Source organism: Variovorax sp. 05T418 (assembly GCF_056396385.1).
Map to the genome: position 1 here is coordinate 1 of NZ_JBFTLJ010000023.1, position 13969 is coordinate 13969.

The window sequence follows — 13969 nt, forward strand, 5'->3', positions numbered from 1 at the left end:
GCCCTTTTTACGCCCGGCAGAAAGAAGTGGATCGTGGCGGCGTTGACCAACGCGGCTTCTCCGGACAGCCGCGCGGCGTGCTTTCGTCTGGACGCCGATGTGGTCGTCGACAAGGCAGCGCAAGTCAATGAGTTCCTCGCCTATTGCGCCGTCGAGCATTGACGGGCGCGCGGACGCCACCCAGTCCCGTGCGACAACTTTTCTGGGGGGGATGTGATCCCATATGCCCCCTAAGGCGAGAGGGGGAGTTCTCATTGGCGTGATGCCTGCAAGCGCAGATGGTTATTTGTATCTCTTCGTACAAGGGCGCACTCCGTCCGCCTACAACCAGTCGCCATGAGCGATGAACAATCCCTCTCCATCATGGAAGTGGAAAACTCAGATCAACATGGATTGGCGATCCAGGCTGCCGAATGGCGCCGACGAGCGCTCCGTGGTGATCGAGATGCCCGAGGCATCGCGCATACGCTCGAAGTAGAAGTCCGACGGCTCCGCGGCAGCGCTCCGGCCATCAATCACGAACTCGACACCCGCCCTCTCGCTGTTTGGGCCGCTGCACGGCCCTGGTGGAAGCGTTGGTAAGGCAGTCTAAGCGGCCATTGCACGACCTTGTTTTAGAAAGAAGGCGTCGCGTTGCGCGACCACGGGTGTTCGGCGGGTCGACCGCCAAGCTCTCGCCGGGAATCCGCAAGCCGACCGCTTCGACTTCATCGTGCTGAGCGAGCTGGGCTGCTTCCTCGGCCGCAATGACGTGCGCCTGCTGGCTGGCTGCTGCCAAGACACGCTGGAAGCCGGCGGCACCTTGGTGGCCCGCGACTGGTGGCCCGATTTCGCACAGCACAGACTCCCCACGCAGAAAGTACATTGCGCGCCGGCTTCGCTCGGCTTGGCACGCCTGGCGTCCACGAGGAAGACGATTTCGTGCTCCAGGTCTGGACACGCGATGGCCGCTCGGTGGCCGAACGCGAGGGCATCCGGTGACCGGCGTCGTCGTTTCCCGCGCGAAACAGTGCGCGCATCGGTGCGGTGCTCAAGGCCATCCGCCGATGAATTTCGCCGATCATGATAACGACATTGACCCGAGATCAAGGCGCCGGCGCTCAAAGATGCGAACTCGAGGGAAGGCCGGAAAGAACAGCGCGTTCATCAAAGCACCTCTTCCAAGTGCGCGCGACGCTTCGCACTTGCCTTTTCGCCGACTTTGTACATGGGCCGCGATTGCGAGTGAGGTCGGAAAAAGACGCTCACGCCGCGGGAAGCGTCCTCAGGTCTCCGACAGAGCGCGGAGAATTCTCAGGCGTTCCTGTGTGGCTCTCAGGACGGATTCAGAAGACCAGGGGGCGGTGCAGTGGCATGGTCGTCCATCTCAGTGCAGAGGGTTTCGTCCAGTACCGGCATCACCCCCTTCAGCAGCCTTGTCTCGACTGCAAGCACGACAGCGAGATGCAGTGTGCTTGGCAGGACACGTCCATTCAGATAGTCAAGGACCAACGTTTCGGCAGCAAACAAGGAAAGTGACATGGCGCGGGCCTATCGGACATCACGCCACAGTAGCGGTGGCCGCCGTCGAAGTCTGTTCGATACCGCGCCTATGCGCCACAACCCAGGGTCTGGTCCAAACACCGTCCGCACCTACTGCCCAGCGTTGCCTCGGAGCCGTCGGCGAAGACTAGGGGGCCATCCGTTTATGCCGAAGCACGCCTTGATCAAGGCGGGGGCTAAGTCGCAGCGAGCGCACATGTTCGGTATCGCACGGACAAGACGCAGGCGACCTTCTATAAATTGGGAGCTGAAGTGGTCTTGCGCACTTTGCCGGGCGCTTGAGCAAGCGCGCGTACATGCATGGCACCCTCCAATTTCGACCGAAAAGAACGGCTTCGTATGAACACGTTTTTCAATCCCAAGGCTTCGATCCTCGTTGTTCTCATGCTGGTGCTGCCAATGGCACAGGCAGCGACCATGACCAAGGCCGAGTACCGGGCCGGCAAGACCCGCATCAGCGCGGACGTCAAGGTCGGCAAGGCGGCGTGCGCCCCCTTGGCCGGCAACGCCAAGGACATCTGCATCGAAGAAGCAAAGGGCAAGGAGAAAGTTGCACGCGCAGAACTGGAGTACGGCTATACCGCCAAGTCCAGCGACCAGAACAAGATGCTGGTTGTGAAGGCAGAGGCGGCCTATGCAGTCGCCAGGGAAAAGTGCGATGACCAGTCGGGCAATGCCAAGGACGTGTGCGTCCAGGAGGCCAAGGCTCTCAAGTCCAAGGCGCTGGCCAACGCCAAAATGGGCAAGGAGATCGGCGAGGCCAAAGTCGATGCCAGCCAGGCGAAGCGGGATGCCGACTACAAGGTCGCTACCGAGAAGTGCGACAGCATGTCGGGTGACGCCAAGGCAAGTTGCATGGCCGCTGCCAGGACAAAGTTAGGGAAGATCTGAATCTGCGAGGTGCGCAAGGACTACTCATCGTGGAAGCCCGCAAGCTCAATGGTCTCTGGCCGACCACGGATGACTTACCGCGCCGCTGGCTCGAGGCGTCTGCTCCCAGCCTGTCCCTCCAGGATCAACCACTCCGGTTTTCATGCCCACGGCAGCGAACGATACAGCGCCAGCACTCTGCCCATGGCATCTTCGAACGCGGGGAGGTCACCTTACATCGGACCGCAGATCTTCGTAGCCCTTCCGAGCCATTTCCATCACTTGGACAGCCTCCATGGCCCTTGCGTCAGGAATGACGCCCTTGGAGGCACAGGAAGCCAACAAGATGTTGTGGATCTTGCTCAGATCCGCGGAAGAGATCGCCTCGCCCGATTCCAACAACAACCAGATGTCATAGACGTCCTGGCGCCGGTTTCGCCTTCGGATCGGCTGCTGAAGCAAGGAGCGCATCTTTTCAGCCAGCACATTGTGTAGCGTGTACGAGCGAATGGTGGCTCCCCCATCCAGCTCCAACATCTCCACGTCGAAGACGGCCTCGTTGAAGCTGTAGTCGATCTCGACCACTTGGGCGGATTTGCCGGCGTTCAGCCGGGCCATGGCGGTCGCATTGGTTTTGTCTGCGAATCCGATCTTCAACGCCAGGTTGTGGTGGGTGCGATTCTCCCCTTTGGGCTCGAGCCTGTGTGACTGTAAGCGGCACGCCGTACTGTAAGGCAGCCTCTCCTCTGCCGCGAGCAAGCCTTCGCGAATCTCCGACAGAACGGCCTCCACACTCTCGGGCGCGTACTTGTCGCTTGTGGAAAAATCCAGGTCCCGCGTATATCGCGAGCTGTCATAACGAATGGCCAGCAACAAGCCGCCTTTCATGACCATCTTGGCCTGCAGGTTCTGAGAATGGCCAATGCTGTCCAAGATCGTATGGACGGCCTCGCGGAAACCCTGCTGGCCATTGGGCGCATTCGTCATCCATGCGGCGATATCGACTTCGTTCACGGTGACTCCGGGACGGAATCCGGTGGCGCCAAAGACGGCACGTTCAACGACAACATCCATCTCTCCGAAAAGACCGGGGCGTACTCCTCCTGTGGATCCAGCTTGCGCGATCCGCCGCGCTGGACGCTCGATGCCCAGTCGTCGATGCGAGAGTCCTTCAATCCACACACTTCTTCCAACAGATAGCCCGCCCGGGCTTGCTCGATCGATTTGCCATGCCTCGACACCTCATCCACGATGAGGCTCAAGTACTTGGCGGCGTATTCACGGTAGGTATCCACGACATGCTGCATTCCTCCGCAATACTCGGGCTCCCGCAGCATGTCCAGAAAAGTACGGCCGACCATCGCCACGCGGATGGCTGGCGACTTGATGATCTTGAAGGCCCCTCGATGCGACCGGCGCATCAACTCGACCCTCATGCCATCGATCCGCTCGAACTTTTGGTACCGCAAGGTGGGCAATCCTGCAGAAAGATGGGCCTCCGCTCTCTTTTTTCGATCCTTGTCCATGCGGGCCGCAGCCTGCTCCTTCCACTCCTTGTCCGGGGGCGTAGAGAGGTAGAGGATTTTGGAGAACCGATCCGTGATGCCGTGGTATTCCATCGCGCTCAGATGGCTGACATAGGCAAAGGGATCGACAGCACAGGCGATCTCCATGGGCAACGGCTTGACGTGGCCGAAAAGATGAAAAACCGTTCCCGCCTTAAAATCCTTGCTGGGGGAGATGAGCCCGAAAGAGGCTAGGCGCTGAACGATCTCTGTATAAATCTCCGCCGATATCTCGACCTGCAATGCCGAAGCTTGGTCGGCGGCCAGCGAGCCCAGTTCATAGTCCGTGATGACCGGCCGCTCCCACTTGCCCAGCCACTCCTGAAGCAAGCGCGTCAAGACCGTTGCGGCGTGCGAAATCTGCTTGACCTTCATGGCAACATAAAATCTGCGTCCTTAGGACGCAGATTTTATGTTGCCAGCAGATCGGTGTCAAGCGGGAATGATGCGTCGCGATAACATGTATATAAAATACGTCCTAAGGACGTATTTTATATACATGTTCTTTCCTCGCAACCAAGAGAATCGCGCAACGGTTTCGCCTTGGCGTCGCGTCCGGTTTGAAGCGCGGCCCATGCAGCTGCTCGACCTTCAATGAGCCGAACAGCGTCTCGCTGCAGGCGTTGTCCAGCCATTGACGACTCGACTATGCTTCGCCCGCCGCGCATGCGGCGCCCCTCGTTCCGCCGCGCTCATCGACGGACGCCGGACCGACCCACCTTTTCGCAGAGAGAAAGAGTTCGCCCTATGTTCCGCACCCTGCTCAAGTCCAAGATCCACCGTGTCGCCGTCACCGACTGCGAACTGCACTACGAGGGCTCCTGCGCCATCGACGAAGACCTGCTCGATGCCGCCAACCTGGCGGAGAACGAGCAGGTGCACATCTGGAACATCAACAACGGCCAGCGCTTCGTCACTTACGCGATCCGCGGCGAGCGCGGCACCGGCATCATCTCGGTCAACGGCTCGGCCGCACGCCGGGCCTCAGTGGGCGACCTGATCATCATCGCGGCCTTCGGCCTGGTGCCCGAAGACCAGGTGGCCGGCTACAAGCCCAAGCTGGTGTTCGTGGACGAGGCCAACCGCATCAAGGAAGCGCGCGCACACATTCCGGTGCAGGCGGCTTCGGGCGAGGCCATCGCGGCGTAACAGAGCACGGCGTCCGAAGAAGAACCGAGAATTTCGGACATTTCATCTCCCGCTTCTCCGAAGACATCGACATCACGGTCTTTCGAGATGACCTGGTCAGGGCGTAGAGGCGGCAGACCTGGACGGGCTCAGCGTTAAAAGGCGCCGGGCTCGCCTCGACGCCATCCGCGATGCATGCCAAAGCTACATCGCAGGCCAGTTGACCGCCCCGTTCACCGAAGTCGCGGCCGCTGCGATTCCCGGAGGCCGACCCCGACGACAAGGACGGGCAAATCCTGCTGTTCTGGTATCCCGCGGTCACGGCGGCCGAAGGCGACTACATCCGCGCTGCCGTCAAGATCGAAGCTGCTGCCAAATCCGCCCTGGACCCACATATCGCCGCAACAGTAATGCCCTACGTAGCGGCCGATTTGCCCGATCTGAACCTCGCTGTTGGCAACGTCACCACGGTGCAGCCCGAGCGAACATTCTGGGACAAGGTCATCATCCTCCTCGGTCTGCGCCAATGGTACGACCGCCGCCAGGAACTGCGGCCCGAAGGCCAGCGGATATCGCGTCACTGTTACGACGTCCACCGGCTCGCGCAGGCAGTCGGAACACAAGCTTGGCAGAAGCTCGCCGCCGACTGCGCCACGCACGCCAGGCTGTTCTTCGGCAGCCCCGACTTGGGCCCGGATACCGCGGTTGCAGGCACATTCACGCTGACCCCAATGCGGCAATGCAAGACGCGCTCGTGCGGGACTACGCCGCGATGTCGGGCATGATCTTCGGCGACATCCCACCTCTGAATGCAGTGCTGGCCAGCGTTGCCGCCTCGCAGGAGGCAATCAACGCCGCAGTCCGCAGACCGTTGCAATCAGGGAAGCCAACCTGAAGCGTCGCTCAAATTGGATGCGGGTGGCCTCATCCAGCGGGTTCATGGAATGCACATGGAGCACCGCGACTTCGACGTTGTCGGCGCGCAGTTGCTCGGCCACCTCATTCGGACTTTGCGAGTGGACAGGTCGACCTCGACATCCGCTACGGATGCGCCTCCTCCACCGGTCCATCCCGAGCGATCGACTTACAGTGCATCCAGCGGGTAGATCGGACGCCGCACGCGCTCGAAGCGCAACTTCGAATAATCCGACGTCGTCACACCGACGCTGTCGCATTCGATCACGTCGGCCGCCAGGCTGCCGAAGCCGGCTCGCCAATGCACCCGGCTCTTCAAGACGAGGTACCTGACGCGATCCAGATCGATGCCGAGCGACATGAGGTACGCCAGGTCATGCGGCTCGGTCGCCACGGAAGTCACCACGACCTGGACGCCGCCGGCCTGAAGCACGACGGTCTTGCCTGCGCTGATCGCTACCCCAGCCATCATGGGACCGCGCAGCCGGAATGCGCCATCGTTGATGGTGCGAACGCGCGCCGAAAGGGTGAGCGGCGGGTTGGCATCACCGGTGGTGGTCAGCTCGCTCAGGCCACCGAGCGACAGCGTGACTTCGTTGCCGATGCCTGCTGCAATGGCCTCCTCCACCGCCTGCGGATCGCGAATGGCGTAGAACACCGCGTCCTGAAGGTCCTGGCGCAGCACCTCGGCCAGCACGCCTGTCGTGTCCATCGTGCCACCGGACGCGCTGTTGTCGCAGTGATCGAGCAGGACGACCACCCGCCCGGCGGCCGACTTGGCCTGTGCGACCGATTTCGCCAGGGGCTGTCCCTTGTACACGAAGGCCGAGCGGTTCTCCCAGGCCTGATCCAGCAATTCATCGCGCACTTGCCTGGCCTGTTCTTCATTCGCGTCCGTGCACACCACGGCCGACAGGCCGGCGTTGCGGATGTCCGCATGCGGAAAGCCGGTGAACACGGAGGCGGCGAGCACCGTCCCGGCTTGCTCGAGTTCGATACACCGCGCCTGCAGCGACCGGTTGGGCTGCGCATGCGTGCCCTGGCGCATGACGTGCGGCAGCATGGGCCGGTTGTCCCACGCGAGCACGGGACGAATTTCTCCACGAATCGTGCGCACCAGGAGTTCCGCGGCCCGCCGGCCCGCGGCGGCCATGTCGACGTGCGGATAGGTGTGGTAGCCGCTGAGAACCGTCAGGCGCGCGACCATCTCGGGATAGAGATTGGCGTGCATGTCGAACGCCGCACCGATCGGGACTGTCGGCTGCAGCTCGCGAAGCCGGCGCAGGAGTTCGCCTTCGCCATCTTCATGCGCGGGCGTGACCATTGCCCCATGCAGATCGAGCAGGATGCCGTCGAAGACCTTGCCACGGGCTGCGTCGAGGATCAGTCCGACGATCCGCTCGTAGGCTTCGGTGTCGACCAGCCCGCTCGGGCTCGCTTCGGCGACCACGGCCACCGTGATCTCGCAGCCTTCGCGATCGGTCACTTCAAGGAAGCCGCCCATTCCCGTGCCCGTGCCACGCCGGGCTGCCGCCGCGGCATCACCGACGAGTGGGGTGTCGCCGTCGCGGAAAAATCGCTGCAGCGGCGTTGGCGCGGGCGAGAAGGTGTTCGTTTCGTGCTTGAAACAAGCCAGGAGCAGGCGAAGGGGGGCTTTGTGGTTCATTGATTTCCTTGGAGTCGTCGATGGATGATTCGCAGCGGTCAGGCGTCCACCGCCTGAAGAACCGCATCCCACGCAAGGTCCGATGCGGCTTCGGCAAGCACGAAAGGGTCGACCGTTGCAGTTCCTGTTCCCGTGGAGAGCGCAAAGAGGATGTCGCCGTCGTGCGGCGTGTGGAACGGCTGGATGGCGCGAGCCATCGAGGAGTGGACCTGCCTGCCGAGTTGCCGCAGCAGCAACGAGGGCATGGGCTGGTCGATCACGAGCACGGTGAGCGTGGTGTTCTCGGTGGTGGCAACGGTGCCCACCGGTTCGGCGGGCGCGCCGGCTGCGGCCGGGGCGGTGGGCACAAGCACCTCGCGCGGATGATGGCGCACGCCCGTGCGCCGATGACGCAGGCCGCGCACCACTCGACCTTGGCGGTCGACGATCACGCCCAGCGCATTGACCACGGTGGCAATGAAAACGCGCGTTCCGCCGATCATCGCGAAGGCGGCGCCCTGTCCGCCGGGCTCGCGCTCGTAGTCCGGATAGGCCGCGAACTTGCCCACCGCGGCCGAGCGCCCCGCGCCGCGCGCGCCCTGCGGAAATGCCCCTGCCTGCGCCGACCGGTAGGCTGCCGCGCCGAGCGCCTTGTCCGGATAGATCGAATTGGTGCGCCCGCCGAAGTCATAGATGATGGCGCCGGAGACCAGCGCGATCTTTCCCCAGCCCACGGCACCGCCGCGCTCGGCCAGCATGCTCGATGCCACGCCGGTGGCCGCCTCCAGCCCGTACAGGGAGCCGCCCGCAAGGCTGACCGCATCCACGCGCGGGTAGCCGCCAAGGAGGCCCGGCGCGCCGCCGCGCACGTCGACCTCGCAGTCGGCGCCGCCCTTGACATGAAGGACCGTGCAACCGGTGGGCCCCTCCTCGTACTCCGCAATGCCGATCCTCAGTTGGGGAAAGTCAAAGGACAGCGTTCGGCCGTCCGACGGACCGTGCCACAGCCGCGGGACCAGGCCTTGCCTGGCATTCACATCGTTCTTCATCATTTCTCGATTCTTTCCTGTTCAGGCTGCAGCCTGCCAAAGGGCCTGGCTGTATGCGTGGTGCGGTTTCTCGTAGAAGCGTGCGGCATCGCCGATCTCGACCACTTCTCCCGAGCGCATCACCGCGATCCGGCTGCACACGTAGCGCGTGGCTGCCAGGTCGTGGGAGATGAAGAGGGCGGCAAAGCCGTGGCGCTGCTGCAGGTCACGAATCAGATTGAGGATCTGCACCTGCACGGAAACATCGAGCGCGCTGACCGCTTCATCGAACACCAGGAACCGGGGCTGCGTGATCAACGCCCGCGCGATCGCGACCCGCTGGCGCTGGCCACCGGAAAGCTCGTGCGGGAAGCGCTCGGCGAACCCTGGGTTGAGGCCCACCAGCGCGAGCGTCTGCACGACGCGGTCGCGGCGCTCCCGGGGCGTTCCCGCACCGCTCACCGCCAGCGGCTCCGCCACCGACACGCCGAGGCGCAGCCGGGGATTGAGCGCCCATTCCGGCTGCTGCAACACCACCGACATGCGGCCCGCGAGCAGGAGTTGCCGGGCTCGGCGCGAGGCCGGGACGACATCGCCGAGGAAACGCACCGCGCCCTGCGTGGGGGCCTGCAGCCCGAGCAGAAGCCGGCCCATCGTCGTTTTTCCGGAGCCGCTTTCTCCGACCAGGCCGAGCGTTTCACCGGCTCGGATGCACAGGCTCACATCGCGCACCGCGTCGACGCAGCGCCGGTTCCAGACCGGGCCCGCCGTGAACGTCACGCCCACGCTCTCGAGCGACACCACAGGCTCCGTCATGCGGCCTCCTTGAATTGAACCCGCTCGCCGGCGTGGTGGCATGCGACCGAACGCCCCTCGATCTCGCGCAGCTCGGGCCGCACGGAGCGGCAGTCGGCGTTGGCATGGCCGCAGCGGTCGGCAAAGGCGCAACGTTCACTGCGGCCGCCGAGCGCCGGCGGAGCGCCGGGAATCGATGCCAGGACCTCGCCGAGTCTTTCCCTGCCGGGCGCCACGGCAAGCAGCGCCTGCGTGTAGGGATGCGCAGGCCGTGCGAACACCACCGATGCCGGGCCGTACTCGACCACACGGCCCGCATACATGACGGCCACCGTGTCGCAATGGCGGGCCACGGCGCGCAGCTCATGGCTCAGCAGCACGACGCCGGTTCTCATCGAATCGCGCAGCGACACGAGCAGCGCAAAGATCTGCTCGCGCAGGGTCGCGTCCAGGGAGGCCGTCGGCTCGTCGGCCACCAGCAGCATCGGCCCGCGCGCGATGGCCATCGCAATCACGACGCGCTGCGCCATGCCGCCCGACAGCTGGTGCGGAAAACTGCGTTCGACACGCTCGATGTCGCGCAACCCGACGCGCGCCAGCAGGTCGCGCACCGCCGCCTTGCTGCCAGATGCCAGCGCAATCTGCTTGCCGACGCGCATGGTCGGGTCCAGCGCGACCATGGGGTTCTGGAAAATGAAGCCGAGCGTGCGGCGCCGCAGCTCGCGCAGCGCCGCGTCATTCAATTCGAAGACCGGCTGCCCGTTCACCTTCAGTTCGCCGCCGGGCCGGCGGGCGTTGTCCGCCAGCAGGCGTCCCACAGCCAGGCCCAGGGTGCTTTTTCCCGAGCCGCTTTCCCCGACCAGTCCCAGTACTTCGCCGGCGCGCACCGAGAGTGTCGCACCGTCCAGCGCGCGGTGCGTGGCACCGGGTGCATCGCCGAACTCGATGACGAGATCCGTCACCTCCAGCAACGGGGGTTTTGTTGCTTCATTCATCAAAGCCGCCTTCCGCGCAAAGGTTCAAGGGCGTCGCGCAGGCCGTCGCCCAGAAGGTTCACGGCCACGATCGACAGGGCCAGCACCACGCCGGCCGAAAGAGCCAGCCAGGGCGCGATCGTCAGATACACCGAGCCAAGGCGCAGCAAGGCGCCGAGCGAGGACTCCGGCGGCTGCGAGCCGAGCCCCAGAAAACTCAGTCCGCTCTCGATCAGGATGCCGATCGACACCGCGTAGGTGAACTGCACCAGCACCGCGCCCAGCACATTAGGCAGCAGATGGACCAACATCACGCGCAGGCGCGAGGCGCCCGCCACCTCGGCCGCCGTCACGAAGCCGCGGCCCACCATGCCGAGCGTGACCGAACGCACCACCCGCACGAAGAGGGGCAGCGTGGCGAACAGGATCACGGCGAGCGCGGAAATGCTCCCGGGACCGACCACTGCGGCCACCAGCAGCCCCAGCATCAGCGCCGGAAAGGCGAACATGATGTCCATCGCCCGAGCGATGACCGTGTCGAGCCAGCGCCCTACGTACGCGGCGTACAACCCGATCAGCGTGCCGAGAATGGCGGTGCCGCAGACCGATGCCAGCGCAAGAACGAAGGTCGCACGGATTCCGCGCACGACGCGCGGCAGCAGGTCGCGGCCCAGTTCGTCCGTTCCGAAGGGCATGGCCCAGGAAGGCGCGGCGAAGCGCGGACCCGCGCCGATCTGGTCCGGGTCGCCCAGCGGCAGCCAGGGGCCGAGGGCTCCGAGCAACAGCAGCGCGAGAAGGACCAGCCCTCCGGCGGCGGCCAGATGATCGCGGCGCGCGAAGCGCAGGACGGTTTTCATGAGTTGCATCGTTCGCGTCCTCACCCGTGGCGCCTGGCGTCGATGCGGGGATCGAGCACGGCATACCCCAGGTCTGCCACCGTATTCACGGCGATGAAGACAGCGGCGGCAAGCAGCACACCGGCCTGCACGACCGCGTAGTCGCGGTTGCCCAGCGCGCTGTACACGTAGAGCCCGATCCCGGGCACGGAGAACAGGATCTCGGCAATCAATGCGCCGCCGAGCAGGTAGCCGATGTAGGTGGCCGTCACCGTCAGCACCGGGATCGACGCGTTGCGCAGCACATGGTGGCGCACGATCTGCCAACGAGTCCGGCCCTGCGAGACGGCGGTGAGCACATGGCCATCGGTCAGCACGCGCTGGACCGAATCGCGCGTGGTGCGGACCAGCAGCGCAATACCGAAGATGCCAAGGCTCATGCCCGGCAAGAGCGTGGCGCGCAGGCTCACACCCGGGTCTTCGGTGAGCGGCACGTAGCCGCCGACCGTCGCACCGAGGCTCCATCTGGAAAATATGTACACGAGCACGCTGCCGAGCACGACCTCGGGCACGCTGGCCCCCAGTGCGCCCACCACGCGGCCGACGGAGCGCCACCTGCCTACGCCCAGGCCCGCCAGCAGGCCCAACGGCAACCCGACGGCCAGTGCGGTGGCTGTCGCGATCAGGGCGACCTGGACCGTGGCGGGCGCGCGGCGCAGCATTTCGTCGGCCACCGGCTTGCTGGTTGCCATCGAGACCCCGAGGTCGCCGGCCGCAGCCGCAGCCAGCCATTTCACGTACTGCGCCGGACCCGACTGGTCGAGCCCGAACTTCGCGACCAGTTCGGCGCGCGCCTCCACGGAGGCATCCGGGCCCAGCACCATCTGCTCGAAACCTCCCGGCAGCAGGCGCAGGCCGGCGAAGACCAGGATCGACACCCCCACGAGGGTCAACGCCGCGATCGCGAGGCGCAAGGCAAGGTAATAGACGATTCGCATCTTGGGGCCCTGCGACTCAGCGGCGCTTGAAATCGGCGACGTACTTGAAGACGTCGAAGTTGCCTTCGAGCGGGACGAAGCGCGCATCGAGCTGGTCGCGCCGGAAGCCGATATAGTCCGGCTTGCCGACCAGCGGAATCATGTTGGCCGAGCTCTCGATCAATCCGCAGGCACGCGTCATCAGCTTGTCGCGCTCGGGCCCGTTGGGTGTCTGCCGGACCTGCGCCATCAGGTCGCCGTATTCGGCCACGGGCTCCAGGAATGTCGTGAAGACCGGCGAGAAGCCGGAGGTCCACCAGTTCAGGACGATGCCGGGGTCCGAGAAGCCCGCGAACCAGGTCAGCGACGCATCGAAGTCCGAGTCCTTCGGGTTCGTCGTCAGGACGCGCTTGTACCACTCGGCCACGGGCACTTGCTGCACCTGGACGCTGAAACCGGCTTCCTGCAGCTGCGGCTGCAGCACCTGGGCGATCAGCGGATAGGTCACCAGCACGGACGAGGCAATGAGGCTGATGCGCGGATTGGGATGGCCTGCTTCCTTGAGCAGCGCCTTGGCCCTGGCCACCCGCTCCTTGCGCGGCAGCGTGTAGCTCGGCAGTCCGTCGCAGAGCTTCTTGCCGAAGGCACTGGGCACGGCGTATTCGACGGCCGATTCGCCGCCGAAGACCGCGTTCGCGATCGCGGGCCGGTCCACGACCAGCGCCGCCGCCTGGCGCACGCGGCGATCCTTGAAGACCGAGTTGCCGTTCAGGCCGCTCAGGTCCAGGTGGAAATAGTTGGGCGTTTTCTGCACCACCGACTGCACGCTCGGGATCGCACCCAGCAGGCGCGGCGTGTCCGGGTTCTCGAAGGTCGCCACATCGATGCTGCCGTCACGCAAGCCGGCCAGACGCGCCGCATCGTCGGGCATGACCCGGATCGTCATCTTGTCCATGAGCGGCTTGCCGCTTTGCCAATAGTGCGGATTGCGCTCCAGCAGCCAGGCTTCGTCCTGGCGGTGCTGCGCCACCTTGTAGGGCCCCGAGCCGAGCATTCCCTTGGCGGGGTCGAAGCTGCCGGCTTCGATCTCCTTCATCGGCAGGATCGAGGTGGTCGCCACCGAAAGTATGGAAAGCAGCGCGGTGTTCGGCTTGGCCAGGTCGATGCGCACGGTGTGCGCATCGATGGCGACTACATCGTTCACGCCGCCGATCTGCTTGCCCCAGCCGCGCGCCTTCTGCGGATCCGTCAGGCGCTTGAGGCTGCCCACCACGTCGGCGGAGGTCAGCGGCCGGCCATTGGAGAACGCCGCATTCTTGCGCAGCCTGAAGACATAGGACGTGGGCGAGACCTGCTCCCAGGATTCGGCCAGCTTGGGCGTGATGTTGAGCTTGTCATCGGTGCTCAGCAGCTGGTCGTAGATCAGGTAGAAGACCGTCCACGACGAGCCATCGCCCGACGAATGCGGATCGGTGGAAAGCACCTCCGACGGCTTGCCCCAGATGACGGGCTTCTGGCCCTGCGCGAGCGCAAGGCCGGGCAGCACAAGAAGAGATGCGGCCGCCACTGCTGCGGGCAGCCAGGCCCGGCCACGCCTGAGCGCACACGAGATTCCAGTCATTTGAACTATCCGTCCTTCCGATTGATGACACACAAATGTTATTCGACTAACATTCAATAGGTCAATGCAATAT

The 13969-nt window shown here is 64.4% G+C and carries 14 protein-coding genes; 3 read left to right on the forward strand and 11 right to left on the reverse strand.

What is annotated here, in order from left to right:
- Positions 1-1314: 1314 nt before the first annotated feature.
- Positions 1315-1521 (reverse strand): hypothetical protein, encoded by a 207-nt coding sequence (locus AC1DMS_RS29350; protein WP_155247942.1) that lies wholly within the window; start codon positions 1519-1521, stop codon positions 1315-1317.
- Between the two features lie 360 nt (positions 1522-1881).
- Here AC1DMS_RS29350 and AC1DMS_RS29355 point away from each other — a divergent pair, with 360 nt between their 5' ends.
- Complete coding sequence (locus AC1DMS_RS29355; protein WP_015866030.1) at positions 1882-2433, forward strand: hypothetical protein; 552 nt, start codon at positions 1882-1884, stop codon at positions 2431-2433.
- A gap of 207 nt (positions 2434-2640) precedes the next feature.
- Here the strand turns inward: AC1DMS_RS29355 and AC1DMS_RS29360 are convergent, their stop codons facing one another.
- A complete protein-coding gene (locus AC1DMS_RS29360) occupies positions 2641-3426 on the reverse strand; it encodes a nucleotidyl transferase AbiEii/AbiGii toxin family protein (RefSeq protein WP_478182081.1) in 786 nt (261 codons plus the stop codon).
- The gene (locus AC1DMS_RS29365) at positions 3423-4352 is read right to left on the reverse strand and encodes a type IV toxin-antitoxin system AbiEi family antitoxin domain-containing protein (protein WP_015866032.1); all 930 of its coding nucleotides are present in this window, start codon (positions 4350-4352) and stop codon (positions 3423-3425) included. Before AC1DMS_RS29365 ends, AC1DMS_RS29360 begins: the two co-directional genes overlap by 4 nt.
- Positions 4353-4724: 372 nt before the next feature.
- Between AC1DMS_RS29365 and panD the strand changes: the two genes are divergently transcribed.
- Positions 4725-5126, forward strand: a complete 402-nt coding sequence (gene panD / locus AC1DMS_RS29370) for an aspartate 1-decarboxylase (protein WP_015866033.1) — start codon at positions 4725-4727, stop codon at positions 5124-5126.
- A 278-nt stretch (positions 5127-5404) separates the two neighbouring features.
- Positions 5405-5890, forward strand: a complete 486-nt coding sequence (locus AC1DMS_RS29375) for a nucleotidyl transferase AbiEii/AbiGii toxin family protein (RefSeq protein WP_230537884.1) — start codon at positions 5405-5407, stop codon at positions 5888-5890.
- Positions 5891-5953: 63 nt separating this feature from the next.
- Here AC1DMS_RS29375 and AC1DMS_RS29380 read toward each other — a convergent pair whose 3' ends face one another.
- The 8 genes from AC1DMS_RS29380 to AC1DMS_RS29415 form a co-directional block, all read right to left on the reverse strand.
- Complete coding sequence (locus AC1DMS_RS29380) at positions 5954-6103, reverse strand: hypothetical protein (protein ID WP_167313249.1); 150 nt, start codon at positions 6101-6103, stop codon at positions 5954-5956.
- A gap of 86 nt (positions 6104-6189) precedes the next feature.
- Positions 6190-7686 carry a M81 family metallopeptidase gene (locus AC1DMS_RS29385; RefSeq protein ID WP_015866034.1) on the reverse strand — a complete coding sequence of 499 codons (1497 nt, stop codon included), beginning with the start codon at positions 7684-7686 and terminating at the stop codon, positions 6190-6192.
- Between the two features lie 38 nt (positions 7687-7724).
- Positions 7725-8717, reverse strand: a complete 993-nt coding sequence (locus tag AC1DMS_RS29390) for a P1 family peptidase (RefSeq protein WP_015866035.1) — start codon at positions 8715-8717, stop codon at positions 7725-7727.
- Between the two features lie 18 nt (positions 8718-8735).
- Positions 8736-9509, reverse strand: coding sequence for an ATP-binding cassette domain-containing protein (locus AC1DMS_RS29395; RefSeq protein ID WP_015866036.1), 774 nt, complete (start codon positions 9507-9509; stop codon positions 8736-8738).
- Positions 9506-10483 (reverse strand): ABC transporter ATP-binding protein, encoded by a 978-nt coding sequence (locus AC1DMS_RS29400; RefSeq protein WP_015866037.1) that lies wholly within the window; start codon positions 10481-10483, stop codon positions 9506-9508. The genes AC1DMS_RS29395 and AC1DMS_RS29400 overlap by 4 nt, the downstream gene beginning before the upstream one ends.
- Positions 10483-11319, reverse strand: a complete 837-nt coding sequence (locus tag AC1DMS_RS29405) for an ABC transporter permease (RefSeq protein WP_041945808.1) — start codon at positions 11317-11319, stop codon at positions 10483-10485. The genes AC1DMS_RS29400 and AC1DMS_RS29405 overlap by 1 nt, the downstream gene beginning before the upstream one ends.
- 20 nt (positions 11320-11339) lie before the next feature.
- Complete coding sequence (locus AC1DMS_RS29410; protein ID WP_015866039.1) at positions 11340-12296, reverse strand: ABC transporter permease; 957 nt, start codon at positions 12294-12296, stop codon at positions 11340-11342.
- Positions 12297-12312: 16 nt separating this feature from the next.
- Positions 12313-13896, reverse strand: coding sequence for an ABC transporter substrate-binding protein (locus tag AC1DMS_RS29415; RefSeq protein WP_015866040.1), 1584 nt, complete (start codon positions 13894-13896; stop codon positions 12313-12315).
- Between the last annotated feature and the right edge of the window lie 73 nt (positions 13897-13969).